Source organism: Desulforhabdus amnigena, assembly GCF_027925305.1.
GTDB lineage: Bacteria > Desulfobacterota > Syntrophobacteria > Syntrophobacterales > Syntrophobacteraceae > Desulforhabdus > Desulforhabdus amnigena.
This window is the reverse complement of sequence record NZ_BSDR01000001.1, coordinates 2,837,353-2,854,835: the sequence shown is the minus strand read 5'-3', so window position 1 is coordinate 2,854,835 and position 17,483 is coordinate 2,837,353. Positions and strand designations below refer to the sequence as shown.

18 protein-coding genes, 1 tRNA gene and 4 pseudogenes are annotated in these 17,483 nt (G+C 52.8%); 10 read left to right on the top strand and 13 right to left on the bottom strand.

What is annotated here, in order from left to right; all coding sequences use genetic code 11:
* Positions 1-59 precede the first annotated feature (59 nt).
* The 7 genes from rpsF (at position 60) to hflX (ending at position 9,840) form a co-directional block, all read left to right on the top strand.
* Complete coding sequence (gene rpsF / locus QMG16_RS12165; RefSeq protein WP_281794533.1) at positions 60-506, top strand: 30S ribosomal protein S6; 447 nt, start codon at positions 60-62, stop codon at positions 504-506.
* Between the two features lie 67 nt (positions 507-573).
* Complete coding sequence (gene rpsR, locus QMG16_RS12160; RefSeq protein ID WP_281794531.1) at positions 574-819, top strand: 30S ribosomal protein S18; 246 nt, start codon at positions 574-576, stop codon at positions 817-819.
* Positions 820-864: 45 nt separating this feature from the next.
* A complete protein-coding gene (locus QMG16_RS12155; protein WP_281794530.1) occupies positions 865-1,842 on the top strand; it encodes a YybS family protein in 978 nt (325 codons plus the stop codon).
* A 104-nt stretch (positions 1,843-1,946) separates the two neighbouring features.
* Positions 1,947-2,393, top strand: coding sequence for a 50S ribosomal protein L9 (rplI, locus tag QMG16_RS12150; protein ID WP_281794529.1), 447 nt, complete (start codon positions 1,947-1,949; stop codon positions 2,391-2,393).
* A gap of 4 nt (positions 2,394-2,397) precedes the next feature.
* Positions 2,398-6,492 (top strand): replicative DNA helicase, encoded by a 4,095-nt coding sequence (gene dnaB / locus QMG16_RS12145; protein WP_281794528.1) that lies wholly within the window; start codon positions 2,398-2,400, stop codon positions 6,490-6,492.
* Positions 6,493-6,746: 254 nt separating this feature from the next.
* Positions 6,747-8,060 carry a phenylacetate--CoA ligase family protein gene (locus tag QMG16_RS12140; RefSeq protein WP_281794527.1) on the top strand — a complete coding sequence of 438 codons (1,314 nt, stop codon included), beginning with the start codon at positions 6,747-6,749 and terminating at the stop codon, positions 8,058-8,060.
* A gap of 46 nt (positions 8,061-8,106) precedes the next feature.
* Positions 8,107-9,840, top strand: coding sequence for a GTPase HflX (gene hflX / locus QMG16_RS12135; RefSeq protein WP_281794525.1), 1,734 nt, complete (start codon positions 8,107-8,109; stop codon positions 9,838-9,840).
* Positions 9,841-9,855: 15 nt separating this feature from the next.
* Here the strand turns inward: hflX and QMG16_RS12130 are convergent, their stop codons facing one another.
* Complete coding sequence (locus tag QMG16_RS12130; protein WP_281794523.1) at positions 9,856-10,788, bottom strand: bifunctional riboflavin kinase/FAD synthetase; 933 nt, start codon at positions 10,786-10,788, stop codon at positions 9,856-9,858.
* A 110-nt stretch (positions 10,789-10,898) separates the two neighbouring features.
* Here QMG16_RS12130 and QMG16_RS12125 point away from each other — a divergent pair.
* Positions 10,899-10,985: transfer RNA gene (locus tag QMG16_RS12125), tRNA-Leu, on the top strand.
* Between the two features lie 277 nt (positions 10,986-11,262).
* Here QMG16_RS12125 and QMG16_RS12120 read toward each other — a convergent pair.
* On the bottom strand, positions 11,263-11,817 hold the full coding sequence (locus tag QMG16_RS12120; protein ID WP_281794521.1) for a Uma2 family endonuclease: 555 nt from the start codon (positions 11,815-11,817) through the stop codon (positions 11,263-11,265).
* Between QMG16_RS12120 and QMG16_RS19615 the strand changes: the two are divergent.
* A pseudogene (locus tag QMG16_RS19615) lies at positions 11,806-11,961 on the top strand (hypothetical protein); the annotation flags it as partial. The gene QMG16_RS12120 and the pseudogene QMG16_RS19615 overlap by 12 nt on opposite strands.
* Positions 11,962-12,019: 58 nt before the next feature.
* On the opposite strand, the gene QMG16_RS12115 reads toward QMG16_RS19615, so the two are convergent.
* On the bottom strand, positions 12,020-12,487 hold the full coding sequence (locus tag QMG16_RS12115; RefSeq protein ID WP_281794520.1) for a hypothetical protein: 468 nt from the start codon (positions 12,485-12,487) through the stop codon (positions 12,020-12,022).
* 98 nt (positions 12,488-12,585) lie between these two features.
* Here QMG16_RS12115 and QMG16_RS12110 point away from each other — a divergent pair, with 98 nt between their 5' ends.
* Entirely contained in the window at positions 12,586-12,717 is a 132-nt protein-coding gene (locus tag QMG16_RS12110; RefSeq protein ID WP_281794519.1) for a hypothetical protein, read from the top strand.
* Between the two features lie 98 nt (positions 12,718-12,815).
* Here QMG16_RS12110 and QMG16_RS12105 read toward each other — a convergent pair whose 3' ends face one another.
* The 10 genes and pseudogenes from QMG16_RS12105 to QMG16_RS19595 form a co-directional block, all read right to left on the bottom strand.
* Positions 12,816-13,304 carry a type II TA system antitoxin MqsA family protein gene (locus QMG16_RS12105; protein WP_281794518.1) on the bottom strand — a complete coding sequence of 163 codons (489 nt, stop codon included), beginning with the start codon at positions 13,302-13,304 and terminating at the stop codon, positions 12,816-12,818.
* Positions 13,305-13,384: 80 nt separating this feature from the next.
* On the bottom strand, positions 13,385-13,510 hold the full coding sequence (locus QMG16_RS19610; RefSeq protein WP_373878741.1) for a hypothetical protein: 126 nt from the start codon (positions 13,508-13,510) through the stop codon (positions 13,385-13,387).
* A 966-nt stretch (positions 13,511-14,476) separates the two neighbouring features.
* Entirely contained in the window at positions 14,477-14,854 is a 378-nt protein-coding gene (locus QMG16_RS12100; RefSeq protein WP_281794516.1) for a helix-turn-helix domain-containing protein, read from the bottom strand.
* 15 nt (positions 14,855-14,869) lie between these two features.
* Complete coding sequence (locus QMG16_RS12095) at positions 14,870-15,163, bottom strand: type II toxin-antitoxin system HigB family toxin (RefSeq protein ID WP_373878740.1); 294 nt, start codon at positions 15,161-15,163, stop codon at positions 14,870-14,872.
* A 63-nt stretch (positions 15,164-15,226) separates the two neighbouring features.
* Positions 15,227-15,430 (bottom strand): SDR family oxidoreductase, encoded by a 204-nt coding sequence (locus QMG16_RS12090; RefSeq protein ID WP_281794512.1) that lies wholly within the window; start codon positions 15,428-15,430, stop codon positions 15,227-15,229.
* 165 nt (positions 15,431-15,595) lie between these two features.
* Positions 15,596-15,994 carry a class I SAM-dependent methyltransferase gene (locus tag QMG16_RS12085; protein ID WP_281797132.1) on the bottom strand — a complete coding sequence of 133 codons (399 nt, stop codon included), beginning with the start codon at positions 15,992-15,994 and terminating at the stop codon, positions 15,596-15,598.
* Between the two features lie 41 nt (positions 15,995-16,035).
* A pseudogene (locus tag QMG16_RS19605) lies at positions 16,036-16,173 on the bottom strand (ADP-ribosylglycohydrolase family protein); the annotation flags it as partial.
* 313 nt (positions 16,174-16,486) lie between these two features.
* Complete coding sequence (locus QMG16_RS12070) at positions 16,487-16,999, bottom strand: hypothetical protein (protein ID WP_281794511.1); 513 nt, start codon at positions 16,997-16,999, stop codon at positions 16,487-16,489.
* A gap of 7 nt (positions 17,000-17,006) precedes the next feature.
* Positions 17,007-17,376 (bottom strand): annotated as a pseudogene (locus QMG16_RS19600) (class I SAM-dependent methyltransferase).
* Positions 17,336-17,459, bottom strand: a pseudogene (locus QMG16_RS19595) (alpha/beta fold hydrolase); the annotation flags it as partial. The pseudogenes QMG16_RS19595 and QMG16_RS19600, both read right to left, overlap by 41 nt.
* Positions 17,460-17,483 lie beyond the last annotated feature (24 nt).

Sequence of the window (17,483 nt, the reverse complement as noted above, 5' to 3'; positions counted from 1 at the left end):
CTCCTTGCTCCAATCCGTGGGTCGGAAGGGGCTTCATATCCACAAGGAGGATGATTTAGATGAGAAAGTACGAAACGTTTTTTATCATGGATCCGGATTTGCCGGATGAGGTAACCGCCGTAGTGGACGATAAGCTCAAGAATATCGTCGGATCGTCCGGCGGAATGGTTTTGAGCTATGTTCCGTGGGGTAAGAAAAAGTTGGCCTACCCTGTAAAGAGGCGTTCGAGAGGCCTTTATGTTCTCATGGAATATGCAGGCGGTCCTGAGCTGGTTGCGGAGCTCGAACGCAACATGCGTTTGGATGAGAGGGTTCTCAAATTCATTACCGTGAAGTTGGAAGATCGCTTCGATCCGGAAAAGGCGGAACCTCGCGAAGCTGTGACCCCTCCCCCCTTTGGTGAAGAAGAGGATGTCGAAAGCTCCGGCCCGGGCATTCTTGATGATGAAGAAGGGCTCGGTGAAGGGTTTGAAGGGGACGAAGAAATCGAGGATGAGGAAGAATAGAGAGTCCCGGCGCATCCGAGCGCTGAATTCTCTTGGAAATTTCTAGAATATAAAAGGGAGAGATATCATGGCCTTTCGACGTAAACGACGTACATTCCATCGGCGTAAGGTATGTCGCTTTTGTGTGGATGCCGAACTGAAGATAGATTACAAAGATGCCAAGACCCTGCGTTATTTCGTCACAGAGCGGGGGAAGATCGTTCCTCGCAGAATTTCCGGCAACTGTGCAAAACATCAGCGGAAAATGACATTGGCCGTTAAGCGGGCGCGGCAGATCGCTCTGTTGCCCTACACGACAATTCATACCGTCTAAAATAGAGGGGCAAGGGGTATGTGCCCCCTCTCTCGATAGAGTCTTATGGGCCTTAGTGATAAAAAACCGGCGCCCTGGCGAAATCCTCTAGTGGGAAGAGAGCTTGCCCTGGGTCTTGTGGCAACGCTTCTCTTCTTCATGTCCATGCTGATGATTCCCCTGGGTGGAGCTTTTTTCGGCATTTTCACTCCCCTGCCCACCCTGCTGTTCTATTACCGATGGGGAAGTCCCCTGGGGTATTGGGTTCCGGGGGGCGCTGCGGCGGCTGGTTCCCTTCTGTTGAGCTATCTGGGCATGGTTCCGACCATCCCCTTTTTTTTGGGGCTGCTGGGGCTGGGATTTTTGTTGGGCCTTGGGATGAGGGAGCATTGGACCGTTGAAAAGACGATCGGAAGCTCCAGCCTGTTCCTCTTCTCCCTGGGAGCCATAGCCGCGGGGCTGATCTCGACGGGAATCGAGGGAGGGTTGGTCCTGCATATGGAGAAGTCCCTCGAGCAAACCATTTCTGCCGTTTTTCAGCAGTATGGTGCCCCTTCTCCAGAAAAAAGCCTGCTGGAACAATCGCTTTTGGAGTTTGTGCCCACGGCGGTAAGGCTTATGCCCGGAGCGGCTTTTTCCAGCATTCTCATTGTGTCCTGGCTGAATGTATTGGTGGTCATGCGTTACTGCAGTCTCCATCAAATGCCTTTGCCTTCGTGGGGAAAATGGACCCTGTGGAAAGCTCCGGAAATCCTGGTCTGGGGGGTTATCGCCGGCGGATTTGCGCTTCTTCTGCCCTTTGAGTTCCTCCGTACGCCGGCGATGAATGTGCTCGTGGTCCTTGGGACCATTTATCTTTTTCAGGGGCTTGCCGTCGCCGCTTTTTATTTTGAGCGATGGAAGCTGCCGCGGGTGCTGCGGGCCATACTCTATGGCTTTTTTTTATTACAGATGTCTGCAACGCTTGGAGCGATCTTTTTGGGGTTCATCGATGTATGGATCGATTTTCGAAGGTTCGCCCGAAAGCCTTCATCTACCCCCTGAGGGTGCTGTCGCTCCGGCGTTCGAAAGTTTTCCTCATCCTTCCCGATCCTATGAAGGGAAGGGTTACTGAATAGTTTGAATCGAGTATATTTAAGGAGACGGTCATGAAAGTGATTCTGACAGAAAATATCTTGTCGCTGGGTCAAATCGGACAGGTGGTGAATGTCGCCCCCGGATATGCCCGCAACTACCTGTATCCGAAAGGATTGGCGCTGGAAGCCACGGGCAGGAACGTGCGCGAACTGGAACATCAGAAGCGTATGCTGGCCAAGAAGCGCGAACAGGTTCGCCAGGAGATGCTTTCCCTGGCCGAGAAGCTGAATCAGGTCAAAATCGTGCTTCAGCGTAAAGTGGTTGAAGAAGACAAGCTCTACGGTTCGGTGAGTGCCGTTGATCTTATCTCCATTCTGGAAGAAAAGGGTTTCGATCTCTCCCGCAAAAGCGTTCAGCTGGATCAGCCCATCAAGCAATTGGGAGAATTCTCGGTTCCCGTGCGCATCGATGCCGATGTGACGGCTCATGTGAGCGTGGTGGTCGAGAAGGAAGAATAACACGGTGGACAGTATTACCGAAGAGCTCAAAAAAATTCCCCCTCAGCAGATTGAAGCAGAGCAGTCTCTTTTAGGGGGAATTTTAATTGATAACGAAGGGCTGTCGTCTGCCTTGGAGATTCTGAGTGGCGATGAGTTCTATCGGGATACGCACCGGATCATTTTTCAGGCCATTCAGGAGCTTTTCGAGCGCAACGAACCCATCGACCTGGTCACGGTCGTCTCTTTGCTTGCAGAGAAACAACAGCTCGACTCTGTGGGAGGGGCCCCTTACCTCGCGTCTCTCGTGGAGACGGTCCCTTCCGCGAGCAACGTGGGTGTCTACGCCAGGATTATCAATGAAAAGGCGCTGCTGCGCCGCCTGATCCAGGCCGCCAATCAGATCAGCTCCCTCTGCTATGGCGGCGGCAAAAATGTCGAGGAAATCCTCGACCATGCGGAAGCGGCCATCTTTGCCATTACCGAGAACCGCATCCGCAACAATTACGCTTCCCTCAAGGATATCGTAAAAAAGAGCATCGAGGCCATCGAACGATTTCAGGAATATCGGGACATGGTCACGGGGGTTCCGAGTCACTTCACGGATCTTGACAAGCTCACCGCCGGTTTTCAACCTTCCGATCTGATCATTATTGCCGCCCGCCCCAGTATGGGGAAATGCCTTGCTTTCGATTCGGAAATCGTTCTGGCGGATGGTAGTTTGGCTACTATTGAAGAGACTTATCGACAGAAGCATGCTGAACTCCTGACTTTGAACAAAGATTGGAAGTTTGAAATCACCCGGGCATCGGCTTTTGTCGACGACGGTATCAAACCGGTTTACCGGGTTACTACCCGGTTGGGAAGAGTTGTAGAGAGCACAATAACGCATCCTTTCCTGACGATCAGCGGGTGGCAAAGGCTTTCGGAACTAAAACCGGGGGATAGGGTTGCTGTTCCACGCAAGATAGATGTCTTCGGGACGGAGACCCTTCGTGAGTGTGAAGTGAAATTGCTGGCGTACCTGATAGGTGATGGCTGTTTAACGAAGTGTTCGCCGGAATTTACCAATTCCAATCCGGTATTGCAGCAGGATTTTTTAGAGGCTGTAGCCGAGTACGGCGGAATCCGGAGCAGGATGACGGATTCACGAGGTACCCGTACACCTTCGTTTCGTATTGGCAGTGATCCTGACTTTATCGTTACCCATCGGAGCGCTTTCGGTGGTCACCTACGGGCCTGCATTGATTCCAATATGCAATCATCCAGGCAAGTGGCCGAGGTTCTTAATGTAAGTCCGTCCTCGGTTTCTCTTTGGACTCATGGGAATTGTGTGCCCGAGCAGGAGACATTTGACCGCCTATGCACAGTCTTGCAGGTCAAACCGAAAGAACTTGCTCCCCATGGGCTTGCCGCAATCAGCAAGAATGCTCAAAATCCCCTTGTGCTCCGCCTCAAGGAATTGGGGCTGTGGGGAAAGAATGCGCAAAACAAGACTGTTCCAGGTGTCGTTTTTCGGCTCACCCGTCAACAGATAGCCCTGTTCTTGAACAGGCTTTTTGCAACCGACGGATGGGCGACGGTCCTTGCCGATGGTCAGTCACAGTTGGGCTATTGCACTACGAGCGAGAAGCTTGCCCGCCAGGTGCAGCATCTTCTGCTGCGATTCGGAATCATCGCTGCGCTGAAAAGGCGCTCCGTCAAATACGGGGATAGACGCCGTTGCGCCTGGCAGCTTGATATAACCGATGCTGAGTCCATTACAGCCTTTATCGATGAAATCGGAATCTTAGGCAAAGAGGATTCGACATCCGCCGTACTGGATGCTCTTGCCGGGAGGCGTTATCAGACCAATTGTGATCTTATTCCGGTAGAGGTGTGGCAGTGGCTGGCAGAGGCAAAGGGCGATGAATCATGGGCATCGCTGGCAAGGCGAGCTGGTATCAAAGGGCACACCAACATCCATGCGGGCGCCCGCGCATTATCACGGCAAAGGCTGTCGATGCTGGCGACTGCGCTGAAAGATGCCCTGCTCCAGAACCTGGCGAACAGTGAGGTATACTGGGATGAGATCGTTTCCATCGAGGCAGTCGGAAGCAAGCAGGTCTATGACCTGACGATCCCTCAAACGCACAACTTTGTCGCCAATGACATCTGTGTCCACAATACCGCTTTCGCTCTGAACCTCGCCCGCAACGCCGCTTTGCAGAGTGGGATTCCCGTGGGGGTCTTCTCCCTTGAGATGAGCAAGGAGCAGTTGGCGATGCGACTCCTTTGCGCCGAAGCCCGTGTGGATTCCCATAAAATCCGCACGGGATTTCTCAGTCAGCAGGAATGTGCCAAGATGCTCTCCGCGGCAGGCGCTTTCATGGAAACCCCCATTTACATCGATGACACCCCTGCCATTTCCACCCTCGAACTGCGCGCCAAGGCACGGAGAATGAAAGCCGACAGGGGCCTGGGAATGGTGATCGTGGACTACCTGCAGCTCATGCGGGGCAAGGAGAGTTCGGAGCGCCGTGAACAGGAAATTTCCGATATTTCCCGATCTTTGAAAGGGTTGGCCAAAGAGCTCAATATACCCGTGATCGCCCTCTCGCAGCTCAATCGAAAGGTGGAAGAGCGGAGCAACAAGCGCCCGATGCTGAGCGACCTGAGGGAGTGTGTTACAGGCGACACGCTGGTGTTGCTCGAAGATGGCCGTCGAGTGGCGATTCAAGAACTTGTCGGGACGGAGCCGGCGGTGCTCGCAGTGTCCGACGATCAGCGGATCAGTCTTGCCCGGAGTGATCGGGTCTGGTCTGTCGGGATGAAGCCGGTGTTTCGTGTCTCGCTTGCAAGTGGGCGTACACTGCGTGCAACAGCCCGGCATCGAATCCTTGCCGGGAGTGGATGGACGAAAGTCGGTGACCTCCAGACAGGTGACCGTGTGGCACTTGCCCGGAGTATTCCCGAACCTGCGAAGCCCCTCAAGTGGCGGGAAGCGGAAATCATCCTCCTCGCACATCTGATTGGAGACGGTAGCTACGTCAGTCACCAGCCGTTACGTTATACGACCGCATCCGAAGAGAATAGCCGAGCCGTAATGGAATCAGCGACTATGGCTTTCGATGTACGGGTCACCAGGCATGCCGGACGCGGTAACTGGCATCAACTCGTGATCAGCGGCAACGGCAATCGCTGGCATCCGGCGGGTGTAAACCTCTGGCTGCGGGAGCTCGGAATCTATGGCCAGCGGTCACATGAAAAGCAACTGCCGCAAACGCTATTCCGACTCGGCAACGGGCAGATCTCGTTATTCCTGCAACATCTCTGGGCGACGGATGGCTGTATTTCGACACGCCCGGCCGGAACAAAGGGATCTGCACGTGTTTATTTCAGCACGTCGAGCGAACGCCTTGCGGGCGATGTGGCGAGCCTGCTGCTGCGTTTCGAGATCGTGGCGCGCATCCGCATGGTACCACACCCAAGGTGCCGTCCGACCTATACGGTCGACGTCTCGGGCGCCGAGCAGCAGATGCGTTTTCTTGAGCGCATCGGGGCGTTTGGGCCTCGCTGTGAGCCGGCCGAACAGTTACGCAGAACCCTTGAGACGACACATCCAAACCCAAACGTAGATACCCTGCCGCATGAAGTGTTTGCCGAGGTCAAGGCGGCCATGGGGGTACGCGGTATCTCGCAAAGGGCCATGGCCGCACTTCGCAGAACCTCTTACGGAGGCAGCTCGCACTTCCGCTTTGCACCTTCCCGGACTGTCATGGCTGAATATGCCGACTTGCTTGGAAGCGACCGTCTCAAGACCCTTGCACAATCCGATCTTTTCTGGGATTACGTTGTCGCCGTCGAGCCCGATGGTGAAGAGGAAGTGTTCGACCTGACCGTGCCCGGCCCGGCATCCTGGCTCGCAGATGGCATCGTGAGCCATAATTCGGGGGCAATAGAACAGGATGCGGACCTCATTGCCTTCATCTACCGCGATGAGGTCTACAATCCGAACACCGCAGACAAGGGTGTGGCCGAAATCCTCATCGGCAAACAGCGAAACGGCCCCACGGGCGAGGTCAAGCTGGCCTTCATCAATTCCTATACCCGCTTTGAGAACCTGGCATATGGCACATAGCCTCCAAGTCCATGATTCGTGGCTGGTGGTTCATCGTGAAGGTTTTCAGCAGATACTCTTTCCCGTTATTTTACCTTGCAGACCGTCATCGACATGAGCCACCTTCTATTTGCAGAGGCCGAATGGGGCAGATTGCCGCATACCGGCTAGACCATTCGCCAAAGACTTGCTCTTAATCTTCAGACCCTCTGGCCATGAGCCCGGAGCTGCCGGTTTTCAGCTGCGAGCCATGAGCCGTAAACCATGAGCTTCCTATGACAACAAATAATCAGTACTGGGATGAATCCTCCGAAGCCATTTCCCGATCCGATCTCGAAGCACTGCAGCTCGATCGCTTGAAACTCACCCTGCAACATGCATCTCTTTCTCATTTCTATAAAAAGAAATTCAGTGAGGAAGGGGTGGATATATCTTCGATAAAGAGCGTTCGGGATATCCGGAAGCTGCCCTTCACCACCAAGCAGGATTTGCGGGATGAATATCCTTACGGCTTCCTGTGCGTGCCCAAAGAGCGGCTCGTGCGGCTGCATGTTTCTTCGGGTACGACGGGGCAGGCGACAGCCATTTTTTATACCCGGGCCGACCTGGAAACATGGGCCGACTTGCTTGCCCGCTGCATGTACATGGCGGGGGCCCGCCCCGGGGATACGTTCCAAAACCTCACGGGATACGGGCTTTTCACGGGGGGGTTGGGGTTTCACTACGGAGCGGAACGGCTGGGGATGTTGACCATTCCGGCGGGAGCGGGCAACAGCAAGCGGCAGATTCAGCTCATGAAGGATTTTTCCACCAATGTGATACACATCATTCCCAGCTACGCTTTGCTCCTTATGCCCATCATGAGCGAAATGGGAATCGATCCCAGGCGGGATTTGAAGCTTCGAATCGCCTGTGTGGGAGCGGAACCCTATTCCGAAGAAGTCCGCAGGCGTATAGAGGACTTTTATGGCATCCGTGTTTATAATAGCTATGGACTTTCAGAAATGAACGGCCCGGGAGTGGCCTTCGAATGCCCTCATCAATCCGGCATGCATATCTGGGAAGATGCTTATCTGGTGGAGGTCATCCATCCTAAAACCCTGGAGCCGGTTCCTGACGGGGAATATGGAGAGCTGGTTCTGACCACTTTGAAGCGGGAAGGTATGCCTGTCATCCGTTACCGCACCAAGGACCTCACCCGCATTATCCCGGGGGAATGCGAATGCGGGCGGGTGCACAAACGTTTGGACCGCATGCAGGGGCGATCGGACGATATGTTTATCCTGAAGGGGGTCAACATCTTTCCGGTTCAGGTGGAACAGGTGCTCATGAACATTCCCGAAGTGGGCAATAATTATGTCATTGTCTTGAGGCAGGAAAACAATATCGACAACATGATTGTCCGGGTCGAGGTCAACGACAAGATATTTGTGGAAGATATGAGGCAGTTGCAGCGGATTCAAAAGAAAATCACTCATGACCTGAAGGGCGAACTGCTCGTGACTCCGCAGGTCGAACTGGTGGAGCCCAACAGTCTGCCCAGGGCGGAAGGGAAAGCGGTTCGCCTCATCGATGAACGCAAATTTTAGCCAGGAGGGATGACTTATCTCGAAACTCTTCGGCAATATTTCCGGTTTGAAAAGCAGCGCCCGCCAGCGCATCGAAAGGCTTTACAGGCGCAAGGTCCCTTCCAGGCAGGTCATATCGCCCGATCTTTCGCGGGATCTCGCCCGGCTTTCCTTTGAATGCGGGCGGCAACTGGGCCTTCTTCTGAGGCGCGACGGAACGGTGGACATGGTGCTGGTGGGTGGTCCCCGTTCCCTCTATATTCCCGACCTTCCCAAGAGCCGCGGAGGGCGAGGGCGCCTGCGGGGCCTGCGCCTGGTGCATACGCATCTCCTGGGGGAACCCATCTCGCAGGACGACCTGATGGACCTGGTCTTTCTGCGCCTCGACTGTATGGCATCCATCAGGGTGGATCAGCACGGAGGAGCCACAGACCTGGAAGTGGCTCATATCATGCCCGGCGGTGTGCAAGACCGGCCAGGTTGGGAAGTGCTTCCGTTGATCCCCTGCTATGAATCCGATGCCCTGGATTTTCAGGAACTGGTTCAATCCCTGGAAGAAGAGCTGGATCGCAACCGATTGGCGATTCCAGCGGACGTTCGGGCGGATCGGGCGATTCTGGTGAGTGTGACGAGCGCGGACAGGGAAACGGCCAGGACCTCCATGGATGAACTGGTGGAACTGGCTCACGCCAGCGGCATCACGGCGGCGGACGTCATCATTCAGCGTCAGCGCGAGATCAATCCCAAGTATTTGATTGGTAAAGGAAAGCTTAGCGAAATCGTCCTGAGGGCCCTCCAGTGCGGAGTGGACCTCTTGATCTTCGACCAGGATCTCAACCCTTCGCAGGTGCGCTCTCTCACGGACACAACGGAGCTTCGCGTCATCGACCGGACCCAGCTCATTTTGGATATCTTTGCACAGCGGGCTCAGAGCCGCGAAGGAAAAATCCAGGTGGAGATGGCTCAGCTCAAGTACCTGCTGCCGCGTCTCGGCATGAAGGACGACGCCCTTTCCCGGCTGACCGGCGGGATTGGGGCGCGGGGGCCCGGTGAAACAAAGCTGGAAATCAACCGCCGGCGCATCAAGGATCGCATCTCCCATCTGGAAGAGCAGTTGAGGATGGTGAGAAAAAACCGCACGCAGCGCCGCTCCAGGCGGTTGCGCAAGGAAACGCCCATCATTTCCATCGTGGGCTACACCAACGCAGGCAAGTCCACTCTTCTGAACACCCTCACGCAGAGCGGCGTTTTCGTGGAGGACAAGCTGTTTGCGACGCTGGACCCCACCAGCAGGCGGCTTCGCTTTCCACGCGATTTTGAGGTCATCATCACCGATACGGTGGGCTTCATAAGGGATCTGCCCAAAGACCTCATGGATGCTTTCGCCGCGACCCTCGAGGAGCTGGATGATGCGGACCTGCTCCTGCACGTGGTTGATATCAGCAATGACCGGTTCGAGGAACAGATGGCCGCGGTGGATCGCATCCTGGCCCAGCTGGAGTTGACCGAAAAGCCGGTCATCCTGGTGTTCAACAAAATGGACCGCGTCGATCCCGAGTTCCTGGAGCGCCAGCTGAGACGCTACGGTGGAGTGGCCATCTCGGCGCTTTCCACTCAAACTCTGGAGCCCCTGATTCTGAAGATGCAGGAAAAGGTCGAAGTTCTCATGGAGGAGGGGTATTTCTCCGCCTCTTCAAATGCTTCAGAGGCGGATGATGAAACGGGAGCGGAAGAGACGGCGGGGGATTGGAACGAAGAAGGGCTGGAACCGGACCACGAGGATCCGGAAAATCCGAACTGAGCCGCACCGGTTTTGCTATTCGGTCGTCGAAGGCAGGGTCATCAATATTTCCCTGGCCTTTTCCACGTCCGCTCGAATCTGGGCGGACAATTCCTGAAGATCGGTGAAACATTTTTCGTCCCGCAGGCGTTCGAGGAAGCGCACTGTGATGGGAGCTCCGTAGATGTCCTGGTTGAAGTCGAGAATGTGCACTTCCAGGGTAAAGGGAGTATCCCCGAAGGTGGGATTGTAGCCGAGGTTTGCGGCCCCTCCATAGATCTTTCCGTCTACCAGGGCTTTTACGACGTAAACGCCGGGGCGGGGAGGCGCCTGGCAGGACATTTTGATGTTCGCCGTGGGAAAACCCAGGAGGCGTCCCCCCCTCTGACGCCCTGTGATCACGGTACCTGAAATTTCATAAACATGCCCCAGGAGCCTGTTGGCCTCCTTGATCTCCCCCTCTTTGATGAGCTGCCGGATCGCTGTGCTGCTCACGACGGTTTCCGCCATCCGGATGCCCGAGAGGGTCTTCACCTCGAAGCCGTATTCCTCGCCCATCTTTTGGAGCAGCTCGATATCTCCCTGGCGGTTGCGCCCGAACCGGTAATCGTAGCCCACGACCACAGCCTTGACTCCGATTTTATCCACCAGAATCTTCTTGACGAAATCGTGAGCCGATATCTTTGCGAATTCCTTGTCAAAAGGGATGACTATCGTCACGTCGATGCCGCAAGCGGCGATGAGTTCCAGTTTCTGTTCATGGGGAGTGATGCATGCCGGCCCCTTTCCAGGGAAAAGAACCTCCAAGGGATGTGGGTTGAAGGTCATTACAACGGACTCGCCGTCGATCTCCCGAGCCCAATCCTTGACCTGCTGGAAAAGGACCTGATGACCGTAATGCACTCCGTCGAAATTGCCGATAGTGATCACTGGATTTTTCAACGATCTTTTAATATTATCTGTACCCACGATGATTTCCATAAAGAGCTTTTCGACCTCCGGCAATAGGGAAAATAGATCTTGACAGTTAAAAAAAATTAGAATACTTTACGCAAATCTTGATTGCAACGGTTTTATTTGCCGAAGTGGCGGAACTGGTAGACGCGCTAGGTTCAGGGTCTAGTGGGCGTACGCCTGTCGGGGTTCGAGTCCCCGCTTCGGCACCAAGAAAATTCAAGGGGTTGGGCTCCAATGGCCTAACCCCTTTTTTGTTGGGTAACGTTTTGGGTAAGTCGGGGTGAAAAACAAACACCTCAAAGCGGGCTGGGATAACCGCTATCTGGCTAATGTCTTGCTCGGAAAGTAAAAGTCATGCGATTGCCCTGAGTAGAGGACCTGTTCACGTATGTTTTCTGCTAGATGTGCTGGAAGCATGGGTAGTACCGGTTTCGAGTTTCAGGTTTCAAGTTCCTGGCTCTGGTTGGGGCTGAAATACAAAGTGTCCTAAACAAACAAGTCTTTTGCAGCCAGTTCCAGTCCGATGGCATCAATAGAGAAAACTTCGTCTCCCTCATATGAATCTACAACCCCAATCCGACCTTGAGAGAATGTATACTTGTCGACGAGCTCGTTTTCCGGGTCCACCAGGAAATATTCCAAGACCCCGAATTTGCGATAGAGCTTCATTTTCTTGTTGCGGTCCTTCTTCCCGGTGGTTGGAGACGTCACTTCGAATACCACATCCGGCGCGCCGAACAGTCCCTCCTTTCGGATCTTCGATTGATCACACACAATGAACACATCTGGTTGCACCACGTTATCCTCAGCCAGGATAACATCCGCTGGCGCAATATATACACGGCAAAAATGTTTATTTGTGTCCAGGTAGTCACGCAGAAGGTGGCCTATGTTAAGCACAATCTCTTGATGTCTCATCGATGGAGCAGGAGTCATATCATAGATCTGTCCATCGATGATTTCACAGCGTAAATCATCTGGAAAACCCTTGTAATCTTCATAGGTGTATGAACCCTGATTCGTTAAGGGATGGGTAGCCATCTTTTATCCTCCTCATTTTGCATATTGAGGGTTGAGCGCCGCGTTGTGGCACGGTCAGGAGACCGTGCCACAACAGTGAACTACTTCGGGATCGCCGACTACTACCGGCCGATCCCCGGGATCGACCACTGGATCAGACGTCGCGTGCGTATGTGTTACTGGAAGCAGTGGCGCCGGCCCCGCACGAAAATGCAGGAGCTTCTCAGGCTCGGCACCTCGCTTTCAGCGTCCATTCCTGTGGCAATGAACCGTAAGGGGACCCTGACACCTGGCTCGCACCCTCGCTACCCAGACCGGCATGACCAACAAGTGGCTCAAGGCTCAGGGGCTTCTGTCTGTCAAAGAACTGTGGGTCAACATCCACTACCCGGCTCAGGCTCAGTAGTTTCTGTGAACCGCCCGGTATCTCTAAAGTTCTTGGCCCCCAGAAGGATGTAGAAAATTTTGCATTCATCTCTGACGATTTTTTTCTCATTATGTTTGTCAAAACAACACCATCATTTAATGAAAGATTTTCAGGTTTCATGTTTTGAACCTTCTCTTTGTATTCATCGACTTTCTGGAGAGCTTTAACAACAAACTGATTTACTGCAGCGAAATAACGTGGATAGAGTAAGGATAGTAGACCTGAGGCACCTGCAACTCCTAGCCCTCTAATCTTACAAGCCACTTTCAGTGAATTAAAAATAATGGTTATTCCGATTTGGATGATCCTTCAATGGTGATCATTGAAACACTCTGGAGATGTTGAGAGACAAGGTACTCCGTATGCCTGGCGAATCAGATCGGTTCAACAAGTTCTCCACATGGGAGCTTTGGCGGCAGGATGACAACGGAGCCGGTGTACTGGTGGCTGAGTATGCAGAACAGAATTTTGCACTCAAAGCCCTGGCGCAATAGGAGTCTCACCACCACAAGGAAACGTACTGGATCGTGGAAAATAAATCTAGTGGACTGACTCGTGAACCGAAATGATTACCTGAATAATGAGACGATGCCTATGATGCCAACGGGAGCGACACAAAAAAATCCACGGTGGACTCGATTTCTTCCTTCCTGAGATTCTTTCGTAACTCTTCTACTACTCCCTCACCGATCTTCGCCTCCAGGGCATAGGTGAGCCTCACCAATCGATCAGCGGATCTCGATGGCTTTTCGTGTTCGTTTTCCCATCTGGAGACGGTGACCCTATCCACTCCGAGCAATTGAGCGAATTCGTTGATTTTCAAATAGAGATTCTTGCGGAGGAATCGGATCTCGGCGCCGTTAAGACTTGTGGGTTTGAGCAGGATGCTTTGACCGATCAGTCGCATGAGTTCAGTTGAATGAGGAATGGAAACGACTTTTTCGCCGCAATCGGCACATGTCCCGATTTCAACATTGGTCAGGTGAACATTTTCCAGTCCACTTTCAAGAAAATGGTGGTGTGATTTCTCGAAAAGAAAATGTTCACTCCCGCATGTTGGGCATTTCCCTGAACGATCCAATATCGTCTCCTCAAAAGATGGTCACTACCAAGACTGCACGGACGCTCACGATGACGGTTACGGCAACGGCTGAATCACCATCAATGCTGTTGCCCTCTACCCGGTACTTGTATTGATCGTGTACTATCATACTCGGGCTGGTCTTTTACCTCCCCATTCAGCAGCACCGAAAGGAGATCCTGAAAGCTGAACTGCCTTTCCACCATCCTCTTTCGGCAATGACCGGTTGTTTGTATATCACCGAACCTTGCAATCTCACGCACGAGCCTGGTGGCTTCCGACCTGGTAAACGACTCACCCAAATGATAATCCTCAGAAATGGAAGTGGTCAACAGAAATGTAACATAATGTTACATCAATTTTCAGTTCGGCAGTGTACCACATTCCAAATCCACTTGACTACTTTCCCTGGGCTTTCCCCGAACAGGAGAAACTTTTCTGCTTTTTCCCGAATTTTTGTGGACTCCAACCAGATAGAAAGGAAGACTATTTTGTTGTACTTGTTGGCTCTCAGTTGTATTTTCCGGTGGAGTGGAAAACTCGGTTTCTGGTTCGAACCCCGTAATCGTGGTTCAGCGCTGGTTGAAAAATTCATCGTTGAATATCACGGCAATATACCCTCGGATTTCGAAGCCGGAAGCGAAACAGAATTTGAGGGATAGGGGGATGATCTGAACGGCGCTGGATCGGACAAAAGCGGGGGAGAAGTTGGTCAAGATTTGGTCGAGAAACACCCAAAAATACCCCTCTTTTTCCTCATTTTTCCCAATGTATCCCGGAAACGAAAATATTGTGCATGATATTAAAATATTTAGTTTTTATGTTTCCCGGTGCATCCCTATTTGCTCTTTGTCAATCGATTCAGGGTCTAGTGGGCGTACGCCTGTCGGGGTTCGAGTCCCCGCTTCGGCACCAAGAAAATTCAAGGGGTTGGGCTCCAATGGCCTAACCTCTTTTTTGTTGGGTAACGTTTTGGGTAACATTGCTTTGGTTGCAAGCCGTTCCGACCTCAAGAGGTGAAAAACACTTCCTTTTTGCGCTTCTCCTCAGCTAAAGATTTGCTTTTCAGGAGAGCTATATTGAGTGGCGTCGTCAGAGTATTAAAAGGTCACAGCGACTTACCCCTGCGGCAAGAGTAGTGTGAGGGCTTGGGGAAGCCCCCGGCTATCCGATCAGGCAGCAGATTCCTCCGAAGAATATGGTTGTATAAGGACTTCTGCTGGGATGCCCAGGCCAGTGTGAAGCTTCCTTATCATATAGATGGTGAGTGGCCGCTTTCGGTTAAGAACCTCGGAGACCCGGGCACGGCTACCGATATATGGCTCAAGGTCACGGCGGGAAAGGCCACGGCTCTCCATGTAGTAGAGAACAGCTTCAATTGGATCTGGAGGAGGAATATGGTGATGCTTCTCTTCGTATGCTTCGATAAGGGTAGTGAGCACCTCCAGTCGATCCCCTTCCGGTGTGTTGGGGCCGGCATCAAATAGACGATCTACTTCCTCCAATGCTGCTTCGTAATCAGCTTCTGTTTTGATAGGCTTAATTTCCATACGTTGAGACTCCGCTTAGACAGTGGCGGCATCGATCCTGTCGTACTCTTCATGAGTACCAACAAATCGGATGTAGACGATACCAAACTGATACTGAATGGCTACAACCACTCGGTAAGTATTGCCTTTGATGTTGAAGACTACCCGGTTGTCAGCCACAAAGCTGGCATTCCGGTAAATACTCTTGATATCTGAGGGAGATCTCCAGTCAGCCTGCTTCACATCGGCATACCAACCCTGAAGAGGTTGCCCTGCATCTGGGTGCCGTTCCCAAAACTCCTTGAGTGTTCTCCGGGAGATGATTCGCATAATTAAAAAATAGCATGATCCCGTATTGGGATCAAGAACCTTCTTCGCTGATGGCTCGCACATTCAATATTCCCAGCCGCCGGAAACTGCAATCAGGCTGCCGGTCATGCTTTCCGGGCTGTCGTTGATGAGCCGTCTCACCGTTTTGGCGATTTCTTGCGGACGCACGGGCCGCCCGAGTGGGATCTGCTCAGCCATGGCCTTGCGCTCGGCTTCCGTAGCCACGCTTTCCTCCACCAATCCGGGACACATCGCATTGACCCGCACGCCTGTCGGGGTTCGAGTCCCCGCTTCGGCACCAGAAAATTCAAAGGGGAAAAGCTGCGTATTCCCCTTCCTCTACAGGCCACTTTCACGAGCAGTACAACATCAATATTTCTGAAACCCTGAACAAGGTTTTTGGTGATGGGAGCCCAACCGGCATTTGTTCCATTATTCTTGTTCGTTGACTTCAGCAGAGTTCCCGGCTCTTTTGATGTCGATTGTGAGCCCCTTGCCGGCGAGGAGTGAAAGCAATTCCTGCTTGGATGGACCGTAGCCGGTATTCAGATCCAAGTCCAAGTTCTGCAGGCATCTGCTGAATTCTTCCCACATTGCCCGTTTGGGATGATCCTTGGCCACATATCTTTCTTTGAAATACAGGATCTCCTGGCGGTCCGGGGATCGATGGTCAAAAACCTCGATGAACTGCCGCCTGAGATTCACTTTCACTCGCTCCTGGAGTTCTGGAAGCGGTTTGCCGTCGAAGTCATCATACTTCAGGAGGGATACTTTGCCCGATCGTTTGTGAATCTTGAAGATGTCCACATCTCCCAGGTCTCCGTACAGCACTTCTGCGCATCCGACATAGATCCGTAAGACGGGATGGAGCCTCCGTGAGTTGTGCGGGAGCTCAGAGCGGATTTCTCAATCGCTTCTTTTGGCTTTCCTGCAAAGAAGAGCGGCACCGGCGCCAGCCGCATGATCGATCCATTTCCGGCAGAGTGCGGATGAGTGGATCGGAATACCAGCGGTTGGAGAACCCGAGAATGCTTTCTTCCGTGGGCATCACATCGATCTTGACTCCTTCGACCAGCCAACGGCAAACAGGCTCGTCCTTGCCCATTGCCTGAGTAAACCCAAGGTTGCGGAGTCTTTCTTCAAGCCTGTAATATTCCATTCGGGATGCGATCTTGACGATCACGTCCACATCCAGAGTCGGCCGCACCTGTGGATAGGCCGGGTCAGTGATGAGAAAGGACGTGGTAGCACCTCCCAGGAAGGCAACCTCATCCCGCAGGCTACCGAGCCTTCTCGCAACGGTGATAACCATCTCCAGGCTGGTCATATATTCTGCAACCTCTTTTGAATTTCCCTGACAGCCAGATCTCTTTCCCTTGCACGTCCGCCTCGAACGGCATCAACGAGCGCGAGCAGTTCATAGAATTTTTGATCACCTGCGGCAGCTCTTGGAGCAGACTTGTGCAAAGGGGAGAATTCAATGCCTCGGGTGCTCCCCTCAGGGTCCGGCCAAACCGGAGGCAGATCATCCGAGAAGGAGATCATCTGGTTGAGGGGTGGTGCAGCATAGCTGGTGGGCATACCGCGTGTGGGGCCGCCACGGTCGGGTGGATAGGCGTACTTCACGCCGTGGATGAGATACTCCTCCAGGGCTTTTTTGATCGGCATTCTTCTCAGATCATCATAGAGACGAGCGGTCAAGGCGTGCTTGATGGCTGCATGCACTTCCGAAAGGCTCATAAAAAGCGACTCTGAAAGGCAGGCATAGGTCCAGCGGGACTCTCCAAGAGCCACCAGCTTCATCAAAACGTAGATGTCGTGCGGTTTCAGAATCATAGATTTTCTACATTCGCGAAATGCGAAAATGGCAAGAAAATAAATGGTTGACAACATCAACTATTCGACTGCCCACAGGCATCGATGCAGCGAATCTCAGCGTGGCGCTGATCGCGCTACTCGTCAGATGCATCATCACCCCAAGCCATGAGAAGAAAGTACACTTGCTGGTATCGAATCCAACTCGCTTCAGTCCTTCCTCAAGGGTCTGGTTCTCAAAGTCTACGGGCGAAAAGGTGAGTGTTTGCGGGAGGGATGCCTGTTTCCTTGAGACGTTCGCGCTTCCAGGATTGGGTAGCAGGATGATCTATCTCAAGGACATGCAAGACATCATGTGGAGAGCAGGGCTGAGGCACCGATTGGCACGATTTGGTCATCGTTGCCTTGAATGATCAGCGTCGGCACATCTGTTTTTTTTTAGATCTTCAGTAAAGTCAGTTTCAGAGAAGGCCTTGATACAGTATTTAATGCTAGATTTTTGATT